Origin of the sequence: Actinokineospora fastidiosa (assembly GCF_014648415.1) — a bacterium.
Lineage (GTDB): Bacteria > Actinomycetota > Actinomycetes > Mycobacteriales > Pseudonocardiaceae > Actinokineospora > Actinokineospora fastidiosa.
Genome location: NZ_BMRB01000012.1, coordinates 11,593 through 35,595, shown reverse-complemented (window position 1 = coordinate 35,595; position 24,003 = coordinate 11,593). Strand labels below are relative to the sequence as shown.

Annotated in this window: 16 protein-coding genes; 12 read left to right on the top strand and 4 right to left on the bottom strand. The window is 73.6% G+C overall.

The window, feature by feature from the left end:
- Positions 1 to 47 precede the first annotated feature (47 nt).
- Genes IEY98_RS31440 through IEY98_RS31430 form a run of 3 tightly spaced genes read left to right on the top strand, consistent with a single transcriptional unit; the run spans position 48 to position 3,709 of the window.
- The gene (locus tag IEY98_RS31440) at positions 48 to 1,367 is read left to right on the top strand and encodes an Nramp family divalent metal transporter (RefSeq protein ID WP_189214339.1); all 1,320 of its coding nucleotides are present in this window, start codon (positions 48 to 50) and stop codon (positions 1,365 to 1,367) included.
- A 9-nt stretch (positions 1,368 to 1,376) separates the two neighbouring features.
- The gene (locus tag IEY98_RS31435; protein ID WP_189214338.1) at positions 1,377 to 2,744 is read left to right on the top strand and encodes a HAMP domain-containing sensor histidine kinase; all 1,368 of its coding nucleotides are present in this window, start codon (positions 1,377 to 1,379) and stop codon (positions 2,742 to 2,744) included.
- Positions 2,745 to 2,785: 41 nt separating this feature from the next.
- Entirely contained in the window at positions 2,786 to 3,709 is a 924-nt protein-coding gene (locus IEY98_RS31430) for a TAXI family TRAP transporter solute-binding subunit (RefSeq protein WP_189214337.1), read from the top strand.
- Between the two features lie 155 nt (positions 3,710 to 3,864).
- Here the strand turns inward: IEY98_RS31430 and IEY98_RS31425 are convergent, their stop codons facing one another.
- Positions 3,865 to 5,319 carry a trypsin-like serine protease gene (locus tag IEY98_RS31425; protein ID WP_189214336.1) on the bottom strand — a complete coding sequence of 485 codons (1,455 nt, stop codon included), beginning with the start codon at positions 5,317 to 5,319 and terminating at the stop codon, positions 3,865 to 3,867.
- A gap of 47 nt (positions 5,320 to 5,366) precedes the next feature.
- On the bottom strand, positions 5,367 to 6,908 hold the full coding sequence (locus tag IEY98_RS31420; protein WP_189214335.1) for a S8 family peptidase: 1,542 nt from the start codon (positions 6,906 to 6,908) through the stop codon (positions 5,367 to 5,369).
- 208 nt (positions 6,909 to 7,116) lie between these two features.
- Between IEY98_RS31420 and IEY98_RS31415 the strand changes: the two genes are divergently transcribed.
- Positions 7,117 to 9,918: an AAA family ATPase gene (locus IEY98_RS31415; RefSeq protein ID WP_229787817.1), complete on the top strand. Its 2,802-nt coding sequence runs from the start codon at positions 7,117 to 7,119 to the stop codon at positions 9,916 to 9,918.
- Positions 9,919 to 9,950: 32 nt separating this feature from the next.
- Here IEY98_RS31415 and IEY98_RS31410 read toward each other — a convergent pair whose 3' ends face one another.
- On the bottom strand, positions 9,951 to 10,673 hold the full coding sequence (locus tag IEY98_RS31410; RefSeq protein ID WP_189214334.1) for a polyamine aminopropyltransferase: 723 nt from the start codon (positions 10,671 to 10,673) through the stop codon (positions 9,951 to 9,953).
- A gap of 71 nt (positions 10,674 to 10,744) precedes the next feature.
- Complete coding sequence (locus IEY98_RS31405; protein WP_189214333.1) at positions 10,745 to 13,693, bottom strand: AfsR/SARP family transcriptional regulator; 2,949 nt, start codon at positions 13,691 to 13,693, stop codon at positions 10,745 to 10,747.
- Positions 13,694 to 13,878: 185 nt separating this feature from the next.
- Here IEY98_RS31405 and IEY98_RS31400 point away from each other — a divergent pair, with 185 nt between their 5' ends.
- The 8 genes from IEY98_RS31400 to IEY98_RS31365 all read left to right on the top strand — a co-directional run bounded on the left by IEY98_RS31400 (position 13,879) and on the right by IEY98_RS31365 (position 23,985).
- Positions 13,879 to 14,922: a ParB/RepB/Spo0J family partition protein gene (locus IEY98_RS31400; protein WP_189214332.1), complete on the top strand. Its 1,044-nt coding sequence runs from the start codon at positions 13,879 to 13,881 to the stop codon at positions 14,920 to 14,922.
- A gap of 107 nt (positions 14,923 to 15,029) precedes the next feature.
- A complete protein-coding gene (locus IEY98_RS31395) occupies positions 15,030 to 16,079 on the top strand; it encodes an NAD-dependent epimerase/dehydratase family protein (protein WP_189214331.1) in 1,050 nt (349 codons plus the stop codon).
- Between the two features lie 135 nt (positions 16,080 to 16,214).
- Complete coding sequence (locus tag IEY98_RS31390) at positions 16,215 to 17,309, top strand: class I SAM-dependent methyltransferase (protein WP_189214330.1); 1,095 nt, start codon at positions 16,215 to 16,217, stop codon at positions 17,307 to 17,309.
- Between the two features lie 32 nt (positions 17,310 to 17,341).
- Positions 17,342 to 19,045: a prenyltransferase/squalene oxidase repeat-containing protein gene (locus tag IEY98_RS31385; protein ID WP_189214329.1), complete on the top strand. Its 1,704-nt coding sequence runs from the start codon at positions 17,342 to 17,344 to the stop codon at positions 19,043 to 19,045.
- A complete protein-coding gene (locus IEY98_RS31380; RefSeq protein ID WP_189214328.1) occupies positions 19,009 to 20,385 on the top strand; it encodes a cytochrome P450 in 1,377 nt (458 codons plus the stop codon). Before IEY98_RS31385 ends, IEY98_RS31380 begins: the two co-directional genes overlap by 37 nt.
- 8 nt (positions 20,386 to 20,393) lie before the next feature.
- The gene (locus tag IEY98_RS31375; protein WP_189214327.1) at positions 20,394 to 21,584 is read left to right on the top strand and encodes a cytochrome P450; all 1,191 of its coding nucleotides are present in this window, start codon (positions 20,394 to 20,396) and stop codon (positions 21,582 to 21,584) included.
- Positions 21,581 to 22,822 (top strand): cytochrome P450, encoded by a 1,242-nt coding sequence (locus tag IEY98_RS31370; RefSeq protein WP_189214326.1) that lies wholly within the window; start codon positions 21,581 to 21,583, stop codon positions 22,820 to 22,822. Before IEY98_RS31375 ends, IEY98_RS31370 begins: the two co-directional genes overlap by 4 nt.
- Positions 22,819 to 23,985: a nucleotide disphospho-sugar-binding domain-containing protein gene (locus IEY98_RS31365; protein WP_189214325.1), complete on the top strand. Its 1,167-nt coding sequence runs from the start codon at positions 22,819 to 22,821 to the stop codon at positions 23,983 to 23,985. The genes IEY98_RS31370 and IEY98_RS31365 overlap by 4 nt, the downstream gene beginning before the upstream one ends.
- The last annotated feature ends 18 nt before the right edge of the window (positions 23,986 to 24,003 follow it).

The following is a 24,003-nucleotide window of genomic DNA, read 5'->3' as shown; positions in this document are numbered from 1 at the left end:
TACAGTCCCCCGCCACAGGCATTCCCGGCGCGACGAGGAGCGGAGCCATGGTCACCACGGACGCGGTCACCCCACCGACAGGCAGGAAGAAACTGCGCGGACTCGGCCCCGGCCTGCTCGCCGCGGCGACCGGCGTCGGCGCGGGCGACCTGGTCGCCACCATGGTCGCGGGCGCGCAGTACGGCACGGTCCTGCTGTGGGCCGCCCTGCTGGGCACGGTGCTCAAGCTCGGCCTCGGCGAGGGCGTCGGGCGCTGGCACCTGGCCTCCGGGACGACGCTGCTGGACGGCTGGCGGCGGTTGGGCCGCTGGGCCACGGGCTTCTTCGGCGTCTACATCGTCCTCTGGGGCTTCGTGTACGGCGCGACGGCGATGTCGGCGGTGGGGCTGCCGCTGAACGCGCTGTTCGGCGGGCTGTCGGTGCGGTACTGGGCGATGATCGCGGGCGCGGTCGGGCTGGTGCTGGTGTGGGCGCAGCGCTACCACGTGTTCGAGAAGTTCATGACCGTGCTGGTGCTGATCAAGTTCGTCTCGGTGGTCTCGATCGCGGTCCTGGTCGCGCCCGACCTCGGCGACGTGCTCAGCGGGCTGGCCTTCCGCCTCCCCGAGGGCTCGACCGTCTACGTGCTCGGCCTGATCGGCGGTGTCGGCGGCACGATCACCATGGCCGCCTACGGCTACTGGATGTTCGCCAAGGGCTGGAAGGGCACCGGCTGGCTGTCGATGATGCGGCTGGACAACGCCGTCGGCTACCTCATGACCGGCGTGTTCGTGGTGTCCATGCTCATCGTCGGCTCCACCATCCTCTTCGGACAGAACCTCACCCAGTCCGACAGCGGCCTGCTGGTGCTGGGCACCGCGCTGGGCGAGCGGTACGGCGACTGGGCGCGGCTGCTGTTCCTCATCGGCTTCCTCGCGGTCACCTCGACCTCGCTGCTGGGCGTGTGGAACGGCGTCAGCCTGCTGTTCGCCGACTGGACGCGCACGATCCGGCTCCCCCACGGCCGCCGCGCGGAGGCCGACCTCGCCGTCGTCGAGGCCGTGGTGGGCGACGAGCCCGGCACGGGCAAGGGCTACCACGCGGGTGCCGCCGAGCGGTCGGTGCCCTTCCGCGGCTACCTGCTGTGGCTGACGTTCCCGCCGATGGCGCTGCTGTTCCTGGACCGCCCGTTCGCCCTGACCCTCGTCTACGGCGTGCTCGGCTCGGTGTTCATGCCGTTCCTGGCGATCACGCTGATGCTGCTGCTCAACTCGCGGCGGATCGCCGCGGACGGGCGGTCGGGGCCGCTGTCGAACGTCGTGCTCGGGGCGTCGTCGGCGCTGTTCCTGGTGCTGCTGGTGGCCGATCTGGTCGAGCGGTTCGGCTGAGCCGGTCCGATGCGCCGCCGTCTGCTCATCGTGCTGCTCGTGTTCTCGGTGCTCGCCGTCGCCGGGTTCGCGGTGCCGCTGCTGGCCAGCACGGCGGCGAACCGGACCTACGAGTTCACCATGGCCCGCACCGCCGACGCCGCCCGCTTCGCCGCGCTCGCCCAGCCCGCGCTGGCGGGCGGGTCGACCGACCAGCTGCGCGCCGAGGTGCGGGCGCACGCCGACCTCTTCGGCGACGGCGTGGTGGTCGTGGACGCGCGGCGCGCGGTCGTCGTCGCCGAGGGGATGGGCGCGGCCGAGCCGGACGTGGCGGCCGCGGTCGACGCTGCCCTGCGCAACCAGCCCAGACCAGCGCCCGCCGACCTGCGGCCGTGGTCCGGCGGCGACGTGCTGGTCAGTCAGGCGGTCGGCACCGGGGTGCGGGTGTCCGGCGCGGTGGTGCTGCGGACGTCCGTGCGCCCGGCCGTCGAGGACATCGCGGTGCGGTGGGCGCTCGTGCTGCTCGCCTCGCTGGTCGCGGCGGCGGCCGTCGTGGTGGTCGTCTTCCGGGTCGCCCGGTGGGTGCTGCTGCCGGTGGACCAGCTGGCGCGGGCCATGCACCGGATGACCGAGGGCCGCGAGCACCCGCACGTCGACGTCGTGGCCGGGCCGCCGGAGCTGCGCGGCCTGGCCGGGGAGTTCAACCGCATGTCGGACGCGCTGGCCGAGTCGGCGCAGGCCCAGCGCGGGCTGGTGGCCGACATCGCCCACCAGCTGCGCAACCCGATGGCCGCGCTGCGGCTGCGGGTCGACGGCCTGGCCGACGGCGCGGTCCAGCGCTCGATGCTCACCGAGTTCGACCGGCTGGAGGCCCTGTTGGACGGCATGCTGGCGCTGGCGAGCGCCGACAGCACCGCGACCGACCTAGCCGCGTCCGGCGCGGACGCCCGCTGCGACGCCGTCACGGTCATCGCCGAACGGCTCGACGCCTGGCAGGCGGCCGCCACGGCGGCCGGGGTGACCATGGCGGGTCCGCCCGATCCGCCCACGTCCCTGCCGGTGCGCTGCGCGGACGGCGAGCTGGCCCAGGTGATCGACGTGATCCTGGACAACGCCGTCAAGCACGCGGGCGCTGGCGCGACGATCCGCTGGTCCGGCCGGGCGCGCGACGGCGTCGTGGAGCTGGAGCTGGCCGACGACGGCCCCGGCGTGGGCGAGGCGGAGCTGCCCCGGCTGACCGAGCGCTTCTGGCGCGGCCCGGCCGCCCGCGCGACAGCGGGCTCGGGTCTCGGCCTCGCCATCGCCGAACGCCTCATCACCGCCCGCGGCGGCCGGTTCGCGGTCACCACGGGCGGCGGCCTGACCGTCCACATCGAACTTCCGGAGGCGCAGGCGTGAACCCGCAGCGCAGCTGGACAGGTGGCCTTACGCGGAGGGCGGTGCTGCGGCTCGGCGCGGGCGCCATCGCGGCGGGAATCGCCGGATGCGGCAGCGGGGAGTACGCCGGGCCCGCCCGGACCCTGCGGATCGCCGCCGGTGAGCGCGGGGGGTTCTACGTGGAGTTCGCCGAGTTGCTCGCCGGGCAGCTCGACCGCGCGCTCGGCGCGATCGTGGTGGGCACCAAGGGGTCGGCGCAGAACCTCGGGCTCCTGCGGACGGGCGGGGCGGACCTCGCGCTCGCGCTCGCCGACATCGCCCGCGGCGCGGCGGAGGGGCGGGTGGGGTTCGGCGAACCGCTGCCGGTGCGGGCGATCGGGCGGGTGTACGAGAACTACATGCAGCTGGTCGTGCTCGCGGACAGCCCGGTCGCCTCGGTGGCCGATCTCGCGGGCAGGCGGGTGTCGCTGGGCGCCGACGGGTCGGGCGCGGCCATCTTCGGCGCCCGGCTGTTCGACGCGGCCGACGTGGCCGCGGCGATCGAGCACAACACGCTCGCCACCGCGGTCGAACGCCTCGGCTCCGGGCGCGTCGACGCCCTGCTGTGGTCCGGCGGCGTGCCGACGCCCGCGCTGACCCAGCTCGCCGCCGCCCACCCCATCCGGCTCATCGACCTCACCGACCACCTGCCCGCGCTGCGCGCCGACCACGACCCGGCGTATCACCGCGTCACCGTGCCCGCGGGCAGCTACGGCGCCACGCGCCCGGTCGAGACGGTCGGCGTGGCGAACCTCCTGGTGACCACTCCCGACCTGCCCGACGCCGTCGCCGCCGCCGTCGCCCGCACCCTCGTGCGGAGCGCGCCCCGCCTGATCCCCCCGTCCGCCCTCGGCACCCAGTACCTCGACCTGCGCTCCCTGATCGTCACCAGCGGCATCCGCCTGCACCCCGGCGCAGCCGCCGCCTACCGCGAGTTGCGCCGATAGGAGGACCGGAACGTCAGCGATCCGCAACGGACCACTGATCCGGACCAGCAGCTCCTGCTCCCCGGGTCCGGTCCTGGCATGCCTGTGGAGCCCGCCGCCGCCTGGGCGGGTGCGGGCTCCACAGGTGGGTCGGGATCACCGACCCGTCGGGGTGGTCAGCGGACGGTCAGGGTGTAGGTGGTCGTGCCGGTTCTGCCGTTGGTGTCGGTCGCGGTGATGGTCACCGTGTAGGTGCCGCGCTGGTACGGGCCCATGACCGTCATCCGGGAGGTGCGGCCGGGGTAGACGGTCTGCGGGGTGAACATCGGCGGGTGGGGCAGGCCGGTCGCGGTGAGGCGGTAGGGGGCCGTGCCGCCGGTGATGGCGATCGTCGCGTTGGCGTAGCCGCCGGGTGGGACGGTGGCGGAGTTCGGGGTGGCGGTGGGCTTCGGGCCGTTCGTGGTGCCGCCGTCGCCGACCGTGAGGGTGTACTCGGCAGTCTTGGCGGCGGAAGGGCCCTTGGCCGTGATGGTGATCTTGTAGGTGCCGGGCGGGGTGGTCGTCGACGGCTGCAGGGTCAGCTTGGCGACCTCGCCGGAGGTGATGGTCGACGACGGCTGGAAGGTGGCCGTCGTGCCTGCGGGCAGGGCGGACGCGCTCAGGTCCAGCTTCTCCGGGCCCCCTTCGGCGGCCGTGGTGGTGACGCTGGTGGAGACGTGCTTGCCGGGATCGGCCTTGCCCGAGGACGGGGACAGCGCGACCCCGAACCCGCCGGGCTGGGTCCCGCCGATCTCGGCGCGGACCCAGTCGCCCATGGCGTTGGTCAGGCGGGCCATGATGCTGTAGCGGTCGCAGCCGCTGGAGCCCCATGACGAGACGCCGACGACCACGCCGTCCACGATGAACGGGCCGCCGCTGTCGCCGGAGCAGTTGGCGGTGCGGCCGTCGTTGTAGCCCGTGCACACCATCAGGTCGCCGTTGACCCGGATGTCGAAGACCTGACAGCTGTTGGGGTCGTTCACCGGCAGAGTGGTCTTGCGCAGCTCGCCGGAACCGCCGCCCGATGACGTCTTGCCGTAGCCGAGGGAGAGGCCCGACTTGCCCGGCTGGGTCAGGGCGCTGTCGCCCGAGCCCGCCACCTTGGCCCACTGGCTCTCCGGCACCGGGAGGTCGTCGACGGTGGTGACCACCGCGACGTCGTAGCCGGTCCGCCAGCCGCCGGAGCCGGTGTACCCGGGGTGGGTCTTGAACGAGGCGACCGCCGTGCGGAACGTCTCGTCGCCCGGGGTGTTGAGGTCGTCGTCGCCGTAGATGTAGCTCTTCGCGCCCGTGGCGTCGACCATGCAGTGGGCCGCGGTGAGGATCTTGCGCTTGCCGACCACGGAAGCGGTGCAGGACTGCCCCTGCGGGCCGCCGCCCCCGACGCGCATGCCCGCGATGACGAACGGGTGCTCGCGGACGGTGGTGCGCTCCCCGTTGACGATCTGGGCGCCCGCGTCTCCCGGGCGGAGCTGGTCGGTCGGGGTCGCGGCGATGCTGATCCCGTCGGTGGGCGCGGCGCCCGCGGTGACGGGCAGGGCCACCGCGGCCAGCGCCACGGCGAGCGCCGCGGCGAAGCGTGGTGTTCTCATCGTTCTCCTTCGATGGCAGGGTAGACGGCGGTGGCCGTCCATTGCGGTCAGAACGTGATCGACCAGCCGGTCAGCGTCCCGACGTCGAACCGGTAGACGTCGCGAACCGAGAGCCGCCAGGTGCCGTTCGCGTCCTCGCGCGACGCGTCGACGGTGAAGCTCTGGTGCACGCCGCCGGACTCGCCGACGCCGCCCGCGCGCTTGAGCGGGTAGGACGTCCCGCTCGGTCCGATCAGGTCGATCGCGAGGTCGCCGGTGTAGCCGTGGTCGATGTCGACCCGCACCGGCAGCGTCGCCGAGGCCTTGCCGTCACAGGAGTCCTGGGTCACCGAGGAGCCGACGGCCGTTCCCGCGTCGGGGATGGTCACGTCCTCGTCGTTGCCCTTGACCCCGCACTTGGGCGGCGTGCCGCCCCCGATGTCGCCGACATAGAGGACCTTGTTCGGCGAGCCCGATCCGGGGTTGGTGATCAGGTCCGGGCTGGCGCTGGCCACCAGCGCGTCGCTCACCTGCTGGGGGGTCGCGTCGGGGTGGGCCGACAGGTACAGCGCCGCCGCCCCGGCGACGTGCGGGGACGCCATCGACGTGCCGCTTCCGGTGCGGAACGATCCGGTGTGGTCGCTGGAGTAGATGTTGCCGCCCGGGGCGAACAGGTCGATGCAGCGGCCGTAGTTCCCGCCTCGGGTGCGGTCCTTGTTGAACCAGCCGACCGTCAGCGCCTCGGGCACGCGGGCCGGGCTGACGCCGCACGCGTCCTGGCCGTTGTTGCCCGCGGAGACCGCGACCACGATCCCCTTGGCGGCCATGGCCCTGATCTGCTCGTCACCGACGCCGAGGGTGTCCATGCCCAGGCTCAGGTTCACCACGGCGGGCCGCACGGCGTTCTTGGCCACCCACTCCATGGCGCTGACCGTGGCCGAGTCCGGGCCGGAGCCGTTGCAGCCCAGCGAGCGCACGGCCACGACCTTGGCCTTCTTCGCCACGCCCACGGTCTTGCCCGCGATCGTCCCCGCGACGTGCGAACCGTGCCAGAAGCAGTCGCTCGCGTCGGTGTCGTTGTCGACGAAGTCGTACCCGTGGCCCGCCCTGCCCTCGAACTCCGGGTGCTGGGCGTTGATCCCGGAATCGATGACGTAGGCGGTGACTCCCGCGCCCTCGTTCGGGAAGGTGTAGAGCTTGTCCAGCGCGGTGGTGCGCTGATCGATCTGGTCGAGGCCCCAGGACGGCGGGTTCGGCTGCTCCCCCGTCGCCGTCGCCGTGCCGTCCTGGTGGACCGACCGGACCGCCGGGTCGGCGGCCAGTCGCCGCGCCTGGCGCTCGGACAGGCCGCGGACCGCGAAGCCGTTCAGCGTCACCGAGTACGTGGCGGACACCTCGCCGCCGTAGCGCTGGGTGAGGGTCGCGGCGTGGCCCGCGCGGGCGCCGTCCTCGAGCACCACGATGTACTGTCCGGAGTAGTGCCGGTCGGCTTGGGCTACGGCCGCTTCCGCCTGCTGCGCCACGGCGACACCCGCGGCCGCGACCGCGGCAGTGGCCGCGATCGCCGCGGTGAACAGCCTGGGTATCCAGCGTTTCGTGCGTTCTCGCATGTGCTTCCTCCATCGTCCGAGCGGCCGTCCGGCAGGGTTCGGGACAGCGGGCCGCTCGGGATTCACCCTTCGGCGTGGGCGACGGGGGAACAAGCGTGGCGACGACCCGTAGGGGTACGGATCGTGCGCTCGCGGGTTACGGCGTCCGCCGGGCCGACCTATCCTGTCGGGCATTCCTCTGCGGGCGGTCCCACCACCAGGAGCGGACATGGGTCAAGGTCACGCGACTCCCCTCTCGGTCAGATCCGGCCCGGCGCCGATGATCGGCCGGGACGCGGAGCTGGCCGCCCTGCTCGCCGCGGTCCGGCACGCGCCGTCGGTGGTGTTCGTCGAGGGTCAGGCCGGTGTGGGCAAGACCAGGTTGGTCAGCGAGTTCGCCGCCGCCTGCCGGGACAGGCGGGTGGTCATGGGCACGTGCCATCCGCTGCCCGAGGCGTTCCCGTACGGGGTGCTCCTCGACTGCCTCAGCCAGTGCGGCGACGGCCTGGACGACCCGGGCCCGGTGACCGGGGCGCTGCGGGCCCACCTGCCCGAACTCGCCGACCGCCTGCCGCCAGCGCCGCCCGCCCTCGGCGATCCCGACGCCGAGCGGCACCGGATGTTCCGGGCCGTGCGCGACCTGCTCCGCGCGCTGGGGCCCACCGTGCTCGTGCTGGACGACCTGCACTGGGCGGACGAGGAGACCCGCCAGGTGCTGCGGTTCGTCATGGCGAGCCCGCCGCCGGGCCTGTCGATCGTGGCGACCTACCGCCGCGAGGACCTGCCCGCCGGGACGCCGCTCGGACGCGTCGTGCACGTCCCGCACGGGCGCCACCTGGTCCTGCGCCCCTTCGACGCCGCCGACGTGCGGGCCATGATCGACGCGATCGTGGGAGCCGAGGTGACCTCGGAGGGGTTCGCCGAGGCCGTCCTGCGCGAGACGGCCGGGCTCCCGTTCGTGGTCGAGGAGACCGTGCGGGCGCTGCGCGACCCCGTGCGGGACGTGCGGGCCGACGGCGACCTCGCCCAGCGGCTCCTGGACGGCATCGACGTGCCCGTCCTGGTCGCGGACGCGGTCCGGGAGCGGATCCGGGCCCTGCCGGACGCCGCGCGGTCGGTCGTCGAGGCCGCCGCCGTGCTGGGCGTGCCGGAGACGGCCGAGGTCATCGGCGCGGTGGCGGGCGAGGCGGAGCACCTGGTCGACAGCGGTGTGCTCGTGGAGGAGACGCCGAACAGGTACGGCTTCCGGCACGGCGTCGCCAGGCGCGTGGTGCGCGCGTCGCTGCCCGGCCCTCGGCGGCGGGAGCTGCACGAGCGCGCCGTCGCGGTGCTGTCCGGCCTTGACCCCGCGCCGCTCGCGCGCCTTGCCGCCCACGCCAAGGCCGCGGGCATGACCGGTGAGTGGCTGCGGTACTGCGAACTCGCCGCCGAGGCCGCCGAGGAGGCCAAGGACGCGGCCACCGCAGTCGACCTGCTCTCGGCGGTGCTGGGCGATCCCGGGCTCAGCGTCGAGGACACCAACCGGCTGGCCACCAGGCTGTGCGGCTACGCGCTGACGGGACTGCCCGGCGGGGTGGTGACCGCGCGGGTCGAGGGGCTGCTGGCGGACCCCCGGCTGGCCCCGGACGTCCGGGGCGAGGTGCACCTGTGGTTCGGGCTGCTGCTGCAGCGCGAGACCGGGGCGGTCGTCCGCGGCGCCGAGGAACTGGCCCAGGCCGTCGACCTGCTCGCCGACCAGCCGGAACGGACCGCGCGGGGGCTGGCGGCGATGGCCGGGCCGTACCTGGGGACCGCGTCGGTCGCCGAGAACCGGGCCGCGCTCGGGCGGGTGGAGCGGATCGTCGACCACCTGCCCACCCCGGCCCTGCGCGTCGCGCTGCTGGCCACGACGCTGGGCGGGCGGCTCGTCCTCGGCGACCCGAGCGCCTGGGAGCGCGTCGCCCAGCTGCCGTCGCCTGCCGACGTGCGCGATCCCGACGAGGTCCACCACCTGGCCAGGGCGCACTGCAACCTGGCGGACGCGTGCTCGTGGATCGGGCACTACGGCCGGGCGCGGGAGTTCCTGCGCACCGGGATCGCCCTGGCCGAGCGGGTCGCCGCCGACTACGTCGTCGGCACGGCGGAGGCCACGGCGGTGCGGCTCGACTGGCTCTGCGGGCGGTGGGCGGGGCTGGAGCAGCGGATCGACCGCCTGGTCGCCACCTACGGGAACCTGCTGCTGACCACCGACCTGCACCTCACGCGGGGCTGGCTGGCGGCCGCGCGCGGCGAGTGGGTGCGGGCCGAGGAAGCGTTTCAGGCGGCGGGCGCGCACCAGGTGTTCCCGGTGGGCGTCTCGGCGGCCGGGGGGATGGCGGGCATGCTGCTCAGCCGGGGCCAGGCCGCCGCGGCGGAGGAGCACATCGAGCGCGGCGTCGCGGTGCTGCGGAGCAAGGGCGCGTGGGTGTGGTCGGGCGACATCCTGCCCCAGGCCGTCGACTGCTACCTGGCGGTGGGCCGCGTCGACGCCGCGCGGCAGGTCGTCGCGGAGACGGCCGCGGGGCTGAGCGGTGTCGACGCCCCGCTGGCCCGGGCGGCGCTGACCGCCTGCCGCGCGCGGCTGGCCGCGTCAGAGGACCGCGACGACGCCGAACGGCTCTACCGGGAGGCTATCGACCTGCACCGGGAGCTGGGACTGTCCTATCGCGCCACCCAGCTGGCCGAGCAGGCCGAGGGCGCGGCCCGGACCGACGCCGCGGTGCTTGACGCGCTGGCCCGGTCCTACGACGCCCTGGGCGCGACGGTCGACGCCGCCCGCTGCCGCCACCGCATCCGCAGCACCGGGGCGACGACCCCGTCGCGGCGCGGTCGGCGCGGCTACGGCAGCGAACTGTCCCCCCGGGAGCAGGACGTGGCGCGCCTCCTGGCGGGTGGGCACACCAACCGGGAGATCGCCCAGGCCCTGTTCCTCTCCCGCCGCACCGTCGAGGAGTACGTCGTCAAGGTCCGGCGCAAGCTGAACGCCTCCTCGCGCCACGATGTCCACTTCTGACCCACCACAGTGGACGATGGAGCCGCCGACGCCTATTCCGGCGCCGATGCCAGGTAGACGGTGTTGGTCGATTCCCCGCCCCGCAGCGGGTTCGGGAAGCGGACGACCTCCGCGGCCACCCGGTCGAAGGACTCGCCCAGCGCCCGCAGGAACGGGTCGTCCGGAGGATCGTTGGACCACAGGGCGAAGACCCCGCCCGGGTGGAGGCCGTCGCGCACCCGCCGCAGGCCCGCGGGGGTGTAGAAGTCGGCGTTCTCCGGGCGCAGCAGGTGACGCGGGGAATGGTCGATGTCGACGACGACCGCGTGGAAGCGCCTGCCGGGCGCGGCCGGGTCCAGGCCGTCCGGCGAGCGCGCCAGCTCGAAGAAGTCGCCGTGGACGAACCGGCAGCGGGGATCGGCGGTCAACACGGCGCCCGCGGGGATCAGGCCGCGCTCGTGCCAGGCGATGACCTCGCCGAGCGCATCGATGACCGTCAGCGAGCGCACCGCCGGGTGCTCCAGCACCGCCAGCGCCGTGAACCCGAGGCCGAGGCCGCCCACCACCACGTCCAGGTCCGCGGCGTCCCCGAGCCGGGCTGTCGCCAGCCTGCCCAGCTCCACCTCGGCGTCGGTGAACTGGCTCGACATCAGGAACTCGTCGCCGAGCTTGATCTCGTCGATCTCCCGGCGGGTGACCGGGTCGAACCGGCGCCGCAGCACCAGCTCCCCCATGGGCGTCCGGCACCAGCCCAGCTCCTGGAATCGGATGCTCATCGGGCCACCGTACTCGGCCGGGCGAGCGGCGGGCCGCGCGGGACCGGTCCGCGTCCGGGTGAATCACGCGGTCATGCCGTCGGCTTCGGGGCGGGGCGGTCGGGGTGGGTCTCGGGCAGATAGGCGTCGGCGGACGGATGGTCGTCGAGGTCGGCCAGGAGGCCCTGGGCGGTCGCCAGGTGGGCCATGGCCTGGTCGCGTTCCCCCGCCACCGTCCGCATCCTCCCCAGCGCGGTCAGGGCGCGGTTCTGGCCGTCCCGGTCGCCCCCCGCCGCGCAGAGGGCGAGCGCCCGCGTGGTGACCGCGGTGGCCTCCTCGTACCGGTCGCGCGTCAGGTAGGCCTGGCCCAGGGTGATCAGGAACCGGGCAGCGCCGCGCGGGTTGCCCGCCTGCTCGCTCTGCTCGCACGCCTGGCGGTAGCACTCGATCGCCTCGTCGACCATGTCCAGCTCGCGGTACATGCTCCCGAGGCGGTCGAGGTTGGCGCAGATGGCGGTGACGTCGTTGGTCCCGCGGTACAGCGCCACCGCGCGCCGGTAGTTCTCGATCGCCTGGTCGTACCGGCCGAGGCGCCTGCTCACCTCGGCCAGGCCCATCACGGCGAAGCCCTCGATGTAGCGGACCTCGGTGTGCCCGCACAGCTCGACCGTCGCCTCGTAGTAGGCAAGAGCGCTCTCGTACTGCCTCTGCCGCGCCCGCCCGAACGCCATGCCCAGGAGCAGTTCGGCCTCCATCTCCTGGTCGTGCAGCATCCGGGCCGGTCCGAGCGCCGCCTCGTAGGTCGCGGTGCCCTCCGCCCAGCGCTCGCGGGCGTCGAAGTAGCCCTCCAGCCGCAGCGCCACCTGGCAGGCGTGGGTGAGCAGGCCGTGCCGCCCGGCCGCCTCGACCACCCCGGGCAGGTCGGCGCAGACCGCGTCGCACCAGGCCAGGGCCGACTCGACGGCGGTGAACCGCAACGGGACCACGACCGGGTCGGGCGGCGGCGGTTCGGTGTGCCTGCGCACCGGGTGGATCAGACTGTCGCACGCGTCGACCGTGTGCAGGTAGAAGTCGAGCAGTCGTCGCATGGCGTCGCGGACGTCCTGCTGGTCCATGCCCTGCGCCCGTTCGAGCACGAAGGCGCGCACGAGGCTGTGCGACTCGTACCGGTCGGGCGCGGTCTGGCGGAGCAGGTGCGCGTCGACCAGGTCCTCCAGCACCCGGTCGGCGGCAGGCAGGCTCACCCCGGCGAGCGCCGCAGCCGCGTTCAGGTCGATGACCGCGCCGGGGTGCAGCCCGAGCAGGGTGAGCATCCGCCGTCGGTCGGGTTCCAGGTCGGCCACCGAGCGGTCGATCGCCGCCGACACGCCGTGCTCTCCCGCAGACAGCTCGGCGAGCCGCCCCTTCGGGTCCCCGAGGCGGTCCCGGATGTCCGCCAGGGTCCAGAAGGGACGGTCGCGCAGCCGGACCGCGGCGAGCCGGATGGCCAGCGGCAGCCTGCCGCACAGCTCGACGACCTCAGCCACGAGTCCGGGCGGCTCGGCCGCGACCCGCTGCGGAGTGGCGATCGTGGTGAACAGGGACACCGCGTCGGCGAGCGGCAGGACGTCGATCGGCAGCGAGTGGGCCTGGTGCGCCAGTCCCGTCAGCCGCCTGCGGCTGGTGATCAGCGTGCGGCTCGCGCCCGCCCCGGGGAGCAGCGGGCTGACCTGCGCCTCGCTGAGCGCGTTGTCCAGCACGACGAGCATCCGGCGATCGGCCAGCAGCGAGCGGTACAGGCCCGCGCGGGCCTCGGTGCTGACCGACATCCGGGTGGCGGGCACGCCGAGGGCCCGCAGCATCAGCCCCAGCGCCTCGTTCGGGTCGAGCGGGTCGGCGCCGTCCGTGTGTCCGTGCAGGTCGAGGAAGAGCTGCCCGTCGGGGTAGCGCTCAGCGAGCCGGTGCGCCGCGTGGACGGCCAGCGTCGTCTTGCCGCTGCCGGGCATCCCGACGATCGTGATGATCGGCCGGTCATCGACCGCCTCGGCCGTGAGTTCGGCCAACTCGGCCTCCCGGCCGGTGAACGTGGGCAGGTCGACCGGCAGTTGGGCGGGCCGCTCCGCTCCCCCGCGCGTTCCCGGTTCCGCGCGGGTGGGGGGCCTGTGCCGGTGCTGCCACGGGACATCGCGTGTGCGCGTCGTCCCGGTGACCCGCGCCGACGCCGAGCCGTCGGCCCGGTTCGAGTCCACTTCGACCACCGCGAGCCCGTCGGGCCGGGTCGCGAGCACGATGGGCGCCGCGTGCACCCCCGGCACCTCGTCCGAGAGCAACCGCTGGTGCAGCGCGCTCAGTTCGTGCCCTGGCTCCACCCCCAGTTCCTCCACGAGGCGGTTGCGCGTGCGCCGGAACACCGATAACGCCTCGGTTCGCTGACCGGACCGGTGCAGGGCGACCATCAGCATTCCCGCCATCCGCTCCCACAAGGGATTCCGCAGGAGGAGTGCGCGCAATTCCGGCAGGACCTCGGCATGGTGGCCCAGTGACAACCGCGTGTGCAGGTACTGCTCGTAAACGCGCTCGCGCAGTGACTCCAGCCGGGTCGCCTCCGCTTCGAGCCAGTGCCCGGTCGCCACGTCCTCCAGCGCCCGGCCCCGCCAGGTGCGCAGCGCCCGCTCGAGGAAGTCGCACGCGGCGACGGGGTCCTCCGCCTGCTCCCCCCGCGCCGCCAGCTCGGTGAACCGGTCCACGTCCAGCTCCCCGGGGTGCGCCGTCACCAGGTGCCCGCCGCGGCGGGTCTGCAGCCGGGACTCGGTCTCCTCCGGCGCGCGCAGGATGCGGCGCAGCCTGGTCAGGTACGTCCGCAGGTTCGACTCCGCCGAGGTGGGCAGGTCCGACCAGACCAGGTCGAGCAGTTGCCTGGTCCGGACCACCTCGTTGGCGTGCAACAGAAGGGCGACCAGCACGGCGCGCTGTCGTGGGCCACCCAGCGGTCGCGGCTGCCCGGCCATGTGCACCCCCACCGGCCCGAGCAACGTGAACTCCACGGCATGTGCCCGCGGCATTCCACGGCCTCCTTCCCCAGTCACACACGTTCCGTCACCGACTGTACGCGCGGTGTGTGCGCGTTTGTGTGCGCAGATCGGGAAGACTGGCCTCGGTCACCGGCGATCACCGGAAACGGGCAGGGACATGCCGTTCAGGAAGAAGTGCCCCGCCATCGACTCGCGCGCCGAAGGGATGACCTCGCATGGATCGTCACGGTTGTGGGGAAGCCGAGGAGACCGCCGACGCGCCTTCGCTCTGGCAGACCTACCGGGCCGGCGGCCTGCCGTCGGAGTCGGTCCCGGTCGGCCTGCTGCGCCTCGGCGACACCCCGCGCACGGGCGGGGTGAGCGAGGAACACGTGCAGGCGCTGGCGAAGACCGACACCCGCCTGCCGCCCATCATCGTGCACCGGCCGACCATGCGGGTGATCGACGGCGTGCACCGCCTGCGCGCCGCGGAACTCGGCGCGCACCGCAGTATCGAGGCCCGGTTCTTCGACGGCGACGAGGACGACGCGTTCGTGCTCGCCGTCGAGGCGAACGTGGTGAACGGCCTGCCGTTGACGCTGGCCGACCGCAAGGCCGCGGCCGCGCGGATCATCACGACCCACCCCACGCGCTCGGACCGGTGGATCGCGCTGGTGAGCGGGCTCGCCGCGACGACCGTCAGCGCGATCCGCCGGTGTTCGACTGTGTCGGACAGACAGTCGAACAGCCGGATCGGGCGCGACGGCAGGCTGCGCCCGCTGGACAGCTCCGAGCGCAGGCGGCTGGCCGGTGAGCTGATCAGGGCCGATCCGGGCCGGTCGCTGCGGGACATCGCCAGGGCGGTCGGCATCGCGCCGTCGACAGTGCTGGACGTGCGCAACCGGCTGAGTTCGGGCGAGGACCCGGTTCCCGCGCGCCGGGACGGCGCGGCGAGGTCCGCCCCGGGCGACGGAGCATCCCGGTCGCCGAAGCGCCCGGCCGCGGCGCGGCTACGGTCCGAAGTGGACCCGGCGGACATCATGGTCACCCTCCGCAAGGACCCCTCGCTGCGGTTCAGCGAGGCGGGCCGCGCCCTGCTCCGCTGGCTCGACGCGCACTCGGTCGCTGGCCACGCCGCGCCGCCGCCGGAGGACATCCCGGCGCACTGCCTCGGCACGGTCGCCACGCTGGCCTGGCACAACGGCCGGTTCTGGATGGCGCTGAGCAAGTACCTCGACGACCTCGACCAGGACGGCAGGCACACCGCGCAGGCGCACTGAAAGCCCGAACCCGGACAAAGCCGTCCGATCGGGCCGATGGCCCCCGAACACCCCGAAGCCCGCGGCATCGCGCCGGTCCTCCGGCGCCCGACCGCGGCGAAGCCCCGATGGGAATCCGCGATATGCAGCGCAGGGACGTCGGCCGGACGGTGCTGATCACCGGCGGCTGTGGGTTCATCGGCACGCACCTGGCGACCAGCCTGTCCGAGCAGGGGTTCCGGGTGGTCGTTGTCGACCGGGCGGCGCGGCCCGACGATCCGGTGGAGTCCGTGCGCCTGGACATCGCGGACTTCCCCGGGTGTGTCGAGACCGTGCGGGCGGTCGACCCGCACCTGGTCTTCCACCTCGCCGCGGCCTCGACCATCGAGGCCGCGTTCGACGACCCGCACGGCGCGCTGGTCGCCAACATCGGCGGGACCGTCAACATGCTGGAGGCGGCCAGGATCGGGTGCACGAGACTGGAGCGGTTCGTCTTCTCCTCCACCGACAAGGTCTACGGGGAGCTGTCCGGCGACGCGTACGTGGAGACCTCGCCACTGGACGCGCGGGGCGTCTACGACGTCGGGAAGATGTCCGCGGACACCCTGGTCCGGCTCTACGGCGCTGAATTCGGCCTGCCCGTCTCGACATTGCGGCTGTGCAACGTCTTCGGGCCGGGCGACCCGAACACCGGGTCGCGGATCGTGCCGCGCACGCTGAGCCGCGTGTTCGCCCCGCCGGGTCCGCTGCCGCCGGTCGTCTACCAGGGTTCCATCGCCCACGGCCGGGATTACGCCTATGTGACGGACGTGGTGCGCGCGCTGACGCTGATCGCCTTCGACCGCAGGGCCCTCGGCGAGGTCTTCAACATGGCGCCCGCCGGGCACCGCACGACGCTGGACCTGGTCGAGGAGATGATAGATCAGGCCAGGAAGGCCTGCGAACCGCACGACCGGGACCGCGCTGACGCCATCCTGGAGAACGGCTACGAGATCGTGGCGGGCACGGGGATGCCGCGCGCCCTCGGACGGCAGCACTGCGACGCCGAGAAGATCGGCGCGCTCGGCTACCGCAACGCGGTCTCCATGTCCGAGGGGCTGCGCCGCACGATCGGCTGGTTCATGCGCGACCTCGGCATCGGGCCCGCGCCCGGTGACGACCGTTGCCAGACCACCTGAGGGTCAGTACGTTCGGGGATCGAGGTTCCCACCGCGTTCCGGCGGCAGGCGGACCCGCATCACACCCGGGTTCACCCCAGAACCCCTCTCCCTCGGCCACATCCTCGCCGCACCGGCATCGGAGGATCGTCCAGAATGCAGTCATCCGCGTCCGCACCGGCCATCGATGTCGTCGGGAACGACCGCAGGCGCGCCGAATACGACCGCGAACTGCGGGCGGGCCGCGACCGGTTCTTCCACCCGCAGGCCGATTCCTGCCCGTGGTGCGGGGCGACCGCGGTGCGATGCCGGATCGAGCTGCCGGACACCCGGCAGTGCAAGCCGGGGTCCTTCCGGATGTGGGAATGCCGCGCGTGCGGGCACCTCTTCCAGAACCCGATGCTGACCGACGTCGGGCTCGCCTACTACTACCGGGACTCCTACGACGGGATCGGCCGCGAGCACTACGCCTCGGTCGCCCGGCACCGGGCCGCCGCGCACCGCGGGCTGGTCCGGCTGCTCGGGGGCCAGCCGCCCGCGCGGTGGCTCGACGTCGGCGCGCGGCACGGACACCTGTGCGGCGTGACCCGCCAACTGCTGCCCGGCACGGAGTTCTGGGCTCTCGACCCGAGCCCGGTGATCCACGACGGGGTGCGGCGCGGGTGGGTGGACGTCGCCGAGCAGACGCCGCTGACCGAGTTCGCGCGCGGGCACGCGGGCGGGTTCGACGTGGTGAGCATGATCCACTACCTGGAGCGGACGCCCTGCCCGGCCGCCGAGGTCGACGCGGCGCGCGCGCTGCTGCGCGACGGCGGCGTCGCGCTGATCGAGCTGGTCAACCCGGCGAGCCGGTTCGCCAGGCTGCACGGCCGGTTCTGGTACGGCTGGATGGCGCCGCAGAACCTCCACCTGATCCCGCACCGGAACCTGTGCCTGCTGCTGGAGGAGCGCGGGTTCGAGGTGGTGCGCGTGCGGCTCGGCGCTGCCAACAAGCCGTTCGACAACGTCGCCGCCCTGCTCACCGCGCTGAACCACCACCTGCCCGCGGCGGCGTCGTGGCCGTGGCTGAGCCGCCCGGTGCGCCCCGCGGAACGCCTGCTCCGGCGGGCGGTGATGGCGGCCTCGACCCCGGTGCTCGCCCTCGCGTTCGCGCTCGACCTGCTCTTGCACGTGATGACCTCGGGCAGCCGGGGCGGCAACGCCTACCGGATCGTCGCCGCGGCCCGTCCGAGGAGGAATCCCCCCAGCTAGCACGACAGCTTCGCGACAGGGAAGGCGTGGACGTGAACGTGGGACAGCTGCGAGCAGGGGTCGATCGGGCCGCCGAGCGTGCGATCACCCATCTCTACGACCGGCAGCGGGAGGACGGGTCCTGGGTGGACCGGCTGTCGTCGTCGACGATCGCCACCGCGCTCGGTGTCCTCTCACTCAACCGCGCCGACCCGGTCGGCTACGCCGAGCGCGTCCGCACCGCGGTCGAGTGGCTGCGGCGGCACCAGCGCCCGGACGGCGGCTGGGCGATGGCGGACGCGGAGTGGCCGAGCAGCCCCGGCATGACGGCCTTCGCGGTCGCGGCGCTGCACGAGGTCGACTCCGCCGCCTCCCGCCAGGCCATCGAGCGCGGCAGGCGGTTCCTTGACGAGAACGACGCGGTCAACGCCATCCCGGGGCTCAACGGGCAGGCGCCGAAGACGTGGCCCGCCGCGCTGCCGACGATCTGGGCGCTGACCGGCTTGCGCGAGTTCGACCAGCAGCCGGACCTGCCCGTCGAGACGATCCTGGTGCCGCGCCGCTGGCGCAACAAGGTGTCCATCGCGCTGCCCGCCATCCTCGGGCTCGGGGTCATGCAGAGCCGCACGATGAAGCGCTCCGCGGTGCGCCGGGTGCTCGGCCGGATCGCCGAGCCGCTGGCGCTGAACTGGCTGCGGGAGGTCTCGGGCACCAACGGCGGCATCGAGGAGTGCCCGATGATCGCCGGGTTCCTCTACCTCGGGCTGCGCCACGCCGACACCGGGCTCGACCTCCAGCTCGCGTCCCTGCGCTACCTGCTGGAGACCCAGCGCAAGGACGGGTCGTGGGCGATCGACCGGGACCTGGAGATCTCCGTGACCGCCTACTCGATCATGGCGCTCGGCGAGTTCCAGGACGTGGCGGACGAGCCGCTGATGCAGGGCACCCGGGAGTGGCTGCTGCGCAACCAGTGGAACAAGCCGTTCCGCCAGTTCGGCATCCCGGCGGGCGGGTGGGGCTGGGCGAACCCGTCCGGGTGGCCGGAGTCGGAGGACACCGCCGTCGTGCTCGGCGTCCTCGCCGACCTCGGCGTCCCGCGCACGCACCCGGCCGTGCAGCTCGGCGTGCGGTGGCTGCTGAAGATGCAGAACCGGGACGGCTCGTGGTCGGAGTGGGTCCGCGACACCGCCATCATGAACGACCGGCCCTGCCCCGGCGTCACCGCGCACGTGATCATGGCCCTGCGGCGGCACGGCCTGTCCGACGCGCCCGGCGGCGCGCTGGCCCGGGCCCTGGAGTACCTGCGCGCCCACCAGGAGAAGGACGGCTCCATCGCCTCGGTGTGGTTCCGCGACAACACGCACGGCACCAGCAGGCTGCTGGAGGCGTTCGTGGACAGCGGCAGGGGCGACGCGCGGCCCGCGGTGGCGGCGCGGGAGTGGCTGCTCGACAACCAGGCGACCGACGGCGGCTGGCCGCTCAAGCACGAGCTGCCGCCGCAGGGCAGCACGGCCGAGGAGACGGCCTGGGCGTTGTTCGCGCTGCTCAAGGCTGGCGAGGACCCGTGCAGCCCGGCCGTGGTGCGGGCGGTGGAGTGGCTGATCGAGCGCCAGGACCACCACGGCACGTGGCGGCCGAGCAACGTGGGGCTGTACTTCGACGACCTGTGCTACACCGACGACCTGATCGCGCACACGTTCGCCCTGCGGGCCCTGGGCCGGTGGATCAGGACGAGTGCGCGCGGCGGGTCCCGGTGAGCAGCGCGGTGGCGCGCAGGGCCGCCATGCCGCCCGGGCCCCGGCTGCCCGCGCTCGCGCAGACCGTGCTGTGGGCGGTCGCGCCGGTCCGGTTCGGCCGGTCGTGCACGCGCCGCTACGGGCCCGTCTTCACCGCCCGCATCCTGGGGTTCGGCGACGTCGTCTACATCAGCACCCCGGAGGGGATCCGCCGGATCCTGCGCGACGACGCCGCCCGCTTCGACGCCGCCGCTGCCAACGAGTCGATCCGGTTCGTCGTCGGCGAGCACTCGCTGCTGATGTCCGGCGGCGCTGAGCACACCGAGCGGCGCAAGGTGCTGATGCGGCCGCTGCACGGCGACAACGTCGCGGCCTACGTCGAGGTCATGGAGTCGGTCGTGGAGCAGGAGATCCGGCGGTGGCCGCCCGGGTCGACCGTGCGCCTGCTCGACTGCTTCCAGCGGGTCACGCTGGAGGTGATGATCCGCGCGGTGTTCGGCATCACCGACTCCGCCCGGCTGGACCGGCTGCGGGCGCTGGTGCCGAGGCTGCTCGCGGTGAACCCGCTGATCATCCTGCTGCCCGCGCTGCGCAGGCGCTTCGGCGGCGTCGGGCCGTGGGCGGCGTTCCAGCGCCTGCTGGCCGAGGTCGACCGGATCGTCATCGCCGAGATCCGGGAGCGCCGCGCCCGGATCGCCGCCGACCCGGGCAGCCGCGGCGGCGACGTGCTGTCCCTGCTGCTGACGCAGGGCGGCGAGAACCCGCCCCTCACCGACCGGGAGCTGCGCGACCACATGGTCACCCTGCTCGCCGTCGGCCAGGAGACCACCGCGACGCAGCTGGCCTGGTTCTTCGAGCGGGTCGTGCGCGCGCCGGGCGCGCTCGACCGGGTGGAGGCCGCCGTGCGGGCCGAGGACTGGAAGGTGCTCGACGCGGCGATCCACGAGGCGATCAGGGCCCGCCCGACCACATTGGACATCGGCAGGGTCGTGACCGAGGAGTGGACGGCCGAGGGCTACACGTTCCCGGCGGGCACGCTGTTCGCCGTCTCGCTCGGCCTGCTGCACCTCTCCGACGACCTGCACCCGAGACCGGACGACTACGCCATCGACCGGTTCCACCCGGTAGAGCCGCCGAGCGCGCACTTCCTGCCGTTCGGCGGCGGCAGCCACCGGTGCCTCGGCGCGTCGCTGGCGATGGTCGAGATGCGCACCGTGATCGCGGCCGTCGTCCGCGACGTCCGGCTGCGGGCGCGCCGGGCCGCGCCGGAGGCGGTCACCCCGAGGGGGCCGATGCTCGTGCCGCGCCGGGGCGCGGAGGTGGTCGTCGTGGCGAACCGCGTCGCGGCCGGACGAGAGTGAGGACCGACGTGACCGTCCGTGCTTTCCCCTTTCCCCGCGCGCCCCGGCTCGACCTGGAGCCGGAGTACCGCGCGCTGCAGGACGACGAGCCGGTCAGCCGGGTCCGGTTCCCCTACGGCGAGGAGGCCTGGCTGGTCACCCGGCACGCCGACGTCCGCACCGTGCTGACCGACCCGCGGTTCTCCCGGGCCGCGTCGCTGGAGCGGGACGTGCCGCGGGTGACGCGGGAGGACTTCAGCGGCGGCATCGTCGCCATGGACCCGCCCGAGCACACCCGGGTCCGCTCGGTGTGCCAGCACGCGTTCACGCCCCGGACGGTAGCGCGGCTGCGGGAGCGCGCCACTGCCGTCGCCACCGAGCTGGTCAAGGACGCGCTCGCCGCCGAGGCCTTCGACGGCGTCGAGGACTTCGCGCTGCCGTTCACCCTCAAGATGATCTGCGAGCTGCTCGGCGTGCCGTACGCCGACCGCGAGCACTTCCGGCACTGGGCCGAGGCGGGCCTGGCGACGACCGCGATCTCCGAGGACGAGCGGTGGGCGGCGACCGGGCGGATGTGGGACTACGTCGCCGCCCTGGTCGCCGAGCGGCGGGCCCGGCCGAGGGAGGACCTGATCTCGGCCATGCTCGACGTCCAGTCCGCCACGGGGACGGTGAGCGACGACGAGCTGGTGGTCGTCGTGATGACCATCCTGGTCGCTGGCTACGAGACCACGTCGACCCAGCTGCCGAACTTCATGTACGTGCTGCTCGACGACCCGGCGCGGTTCCGGGCGCTGGCGGCGGACCCGCTGCTGATCCCGTCGGCGGTCGAGGAGCTCATGCGGTACGTGCCGCTGGAGGCCAACGGCACGACGCCCCGCTACGCCGTCGAGGACGTGGTGCTCAGCGGCACCCGGATCGCCGCGGGCTCGCCGGTGGTGCCCGCCTCGGTGATCGCCAACCGCGACCCCCGGGTCTTCGCCGACCCGGACCGCCTGGTCCTCACCCGGGACCCGAACCCGCACCTCGGCTTCGGCGTCGGCGCGCACTTCTGCCTCGGCGCGCCGCTCGCCCGGCTGGAGCTGCGGGTGGCGCTCGACGTGCTGGCCGCGACCGCGCCCGGCCTGCGGATCGTCTCGCCGGACGGGGTCGACTGGAAGGCCGGGATGCTCGTGCGCGGCCCGTCCCGCCTGATGCTGACCGAGAGGAGCGGATCATGACATCGCCTCAATCCGGCGCCGAGGTCACCTCGCGGGAGCCACCGCCGGTCGAGCGGTTCCGGCCAGCGGACCTCGACGAGCAGGACTGGCGCACGCTGCGCGCGACCTGCCCGGTGTCCCGGGCCGACGGGCCGGACGGCACGCAGGTGTGGCTGGTGAGCCGCTACGCCGACATCCGCCAGGTGCTCGGCGGCGCGGCGTTCAGCGTGTCCCCGATCGACCTCGACCGCGGCGGCGGCACCGCGGAGGCCAACGAGTCGATCTTCCAGGACCCGCCCGAGCACACCCGGCTGCGCGGCCTGGTCGCCGGGCCGTTCGCCGTCGGCCACGTCGGCCGCTACCGCGACACCATCCGGGCGAAGGCCGACGAGCTGATCGCCGCGATGGGGGCGGCCGACGCGCCGGTCGACGTGATGGCGGACTTCGCCAAACCGCTGACCATGAACGTGATCGCCGAGGTCGTCGGCGTGCCGGAGCCCGACCGGCGGATGTTCCAGGAGCTGTCCGACCGGCTGCTGGTGCCGGTGTCCGAGGCGCAGGGCGTCATCGCGCTGGAGGGCTGGAAGCGGCTCAACGACTACGTGCGGGACCTGATCGCCGGACGCCGCCGCACCGGCGGCCGCGACGGCGACGACCTGCTGGCGCACATGATCCGGACTCAGGAGGACGAGGGCACCGTCGACGACGTCGAGCTGGCGACCATGGTCCTCGGCCTGCCCGTGGCGGGCTACGTCAGCACGGCCAACGCGATCGCGGTCGCCATGCGCTACCTCGTGGAGTTCGGGTGGCTGCGCAGGCTGCGCGCCGCCGCCGACCCGGCGGACCTGCGGAAGCGGTTCGTGGAGGAGGTGCTGCGGATCCAGTCCGGCGACAACGGCGAGTCCATGCCCCGGTTCGCGGCCGAGGACGTGCGGCTGGGCGACGTCACGATCCGCAAGGGCGACACGGTGGTGGCCCCGCTCGTCGCGGCCAACCGGGACGAGGAGCTGTTCAGCGACCCGGACACCTTCGACCCGTCGCGTCCTGGCCTGGTCCGCCACCTCGCGTTCGGGTTCGGCATCCACCGCTGCCTCGGCGCGAACCTGGCCCGGCTCGAACTGCAGGTGGCCGTCGACGCGCTGGCCGAGTGCGGGCTGGACTTCGAGATGGTCGAGGCGTGGAAGGCGGTGCCGTGGAAGGTGAACATGCTCGGCGACCGGTTCCCGGACCGGATGGTGCTGCGGGTGATGGCGGCATGACGGGCAAACACGTCCTGTACGCGTCGATCCCCGCGTGGGGGCACGTGTACCCGGTGCTGGAGGGCCTGACCGAGCTGGTCCGGCGCGGGCACCGGGTGAGCGCGTCGGCGTCGGGCAGCTTCGCGCCCGAGGTCGGCAAGGCGGTCGACGTGGTGCGCTACGACTCGCCCATGGACACCGCGCACGTGGAGCTGTCGGACATGGGCAACGTGCTGCCGTTGATGCTCAAGGAGACCCGGGCGGCCTACGCCGCGCTGGAGCGGGTCGTCCGGGAGGACCCGCCGGACGTGATCGTGGCCGACGTGCTGTCGACTGCGGGCTGGCTGATCGGGCAGGCCACCGGCATCCCGGTGGTCCGCACCTGGCCGGTGTTCGCGTCGAACTCGGAGTTCTCGCTGCACCAGGACTACGGGTCGCGGTCGGACACCGACGAGTCGATGGCGGTGTTCTTCGCCGCGGTGGCGGATTTCCTCGACGAGGTCGGGCTGTCGTCGTCGGTGTCGCCGCAGCGGTTCTTCGACAACGAGGCCGACCGCAACATCGTGCTGTTCCCCCGGGAGATCCAGCCGCGCGGGGAGACCTTCGACGAGCGGTTCACGTTCATCACGCCGTGCATCCGACCGGCCGAGGACTCCCCGGAGGTCGGCTGGCTGGCGGCGGCGCGGCCGCTGGCCGTGGTCTCGCTCGGCACGGTGTTCAACGAGAAGATCGGGTTCTTCCGCACGTGTGTCGAGGGCGTCGAACGCCTCGGCTGGCACACGGCGGCCGCGCTCGGCGACAAGGTGCCGCCCGAGCGGATCGGCCCGGTCTCCGACCGGGTGCTGCTGCGGGCCAGGCTGCCGATGATCGACGCCCTGCGGCACGCGTCGGTCGCCGTCTCGCACGGCGGCCTCACCAGCACCGTCGAGGCGCTGGCCCACGGGGTCCCGGTGCTGGTCGCCCCGCAGATCGGCGAGCAGCGCGGGGTCGCGGACAGCATCGAGCGGCTCGGGCTCGGCGTGCGGCTGCCGGAGCCCTTCACCGCCGCCGAGCTGGCCGACGTGATCAAGGAGGTCGTCAACGACACCGCCATGGCCGACCGGCTGGCCCTGTTCCGGCGGAAGCTGCGCGGCGGCCGCAGCGGGGGCGAGTTCGCCGACGCTGTCGAGGCCGCGTTCGTCTGACCGTTGGAGCGAGACAGG

Coding starts and splice junctions, on each gene's coding strand:
- IEY98_RS31440 (WP_189214339.1), top strand. CDS start 48: ATGGTCACCACGGACGCGGTCACCCCACCGACAGGCAGGAAGAAACTG.
- IEY98_RS31435 (WP_189214338.1), top strand. CDS start 1,377: ATGCGCCGCCGTCTGCTCATCGTGCTGCTCGTGTTCTCGGTGCTCGCC.
- IEY98_RS31425 (WP_189214336.1), bottom strand. CDS start 5,319: ATGAGAACACCACGCTTCGCCGCGGCGCTCGCCGTGGCGCTGGCCGCG.
- IEY98_RS31420 (WP_189214335.1), bottom strand. CDS start 6,908: ATGCGAGAACGCACGAAACGCTGGATACCCAGGCTGTTCACCGCGGCG.
- IEY98_RS31415 (WP_229787817.1), top strand. CDS start 7,117: ATGGGTCAAGGTCACGCGACTCCCCTCTCGGTCAGATCCGGCCCGGCG.
- IEY98_RS31410 (WP_189214334.1), bottom strand. CDS start 10,673: ATGAGCATCCGATTCCAGGAGCTGGGCTGGTGCCGGACGCCCATGGGG.
- IEY98_RS31405 (WP_189214333.1), bottom strand. CDS start 13,693: ATGCCGCGGGCACATGCCGTGGAGTTCACGTTGCTCGGGCCGGTGGGG.
- IEY98_RS31400 (WP_189214332.1), top strand. CDS start 13,879: ATGGATCGTCACGGTTGTGGGGAAGCCGAGGAGACCGCCGACGCGCCT.
- IEY98_RS31395 (WP_189214331.1), top strand. CDS start 15,030: ATGGGAATCCGCGATATGCAGCGCAGGGACGTCGGCCGGACGGTGCTG.
- IEY98_RS31390 (WP_189214330.1), top strand. CDS start 16,215: ATGCAGTCATCCGCGTCCGCACCGGCCATCGATGTCGTCGGGAACGAC.
- IEY98_RS31370 (WP_189214326.1), top strand. CDS start 21,581: ATGACATCGCCTCAATCCGGCGCCGAGGTCACCTCGCGGGAGCCACCG.
- IEY98_RS31365 (WP_189214325.1), top strand. CDS start 22,819: ATGACGGGCAAACACGTCCTGTACGCGTCGATCCCCGCGTGGGGGCAC.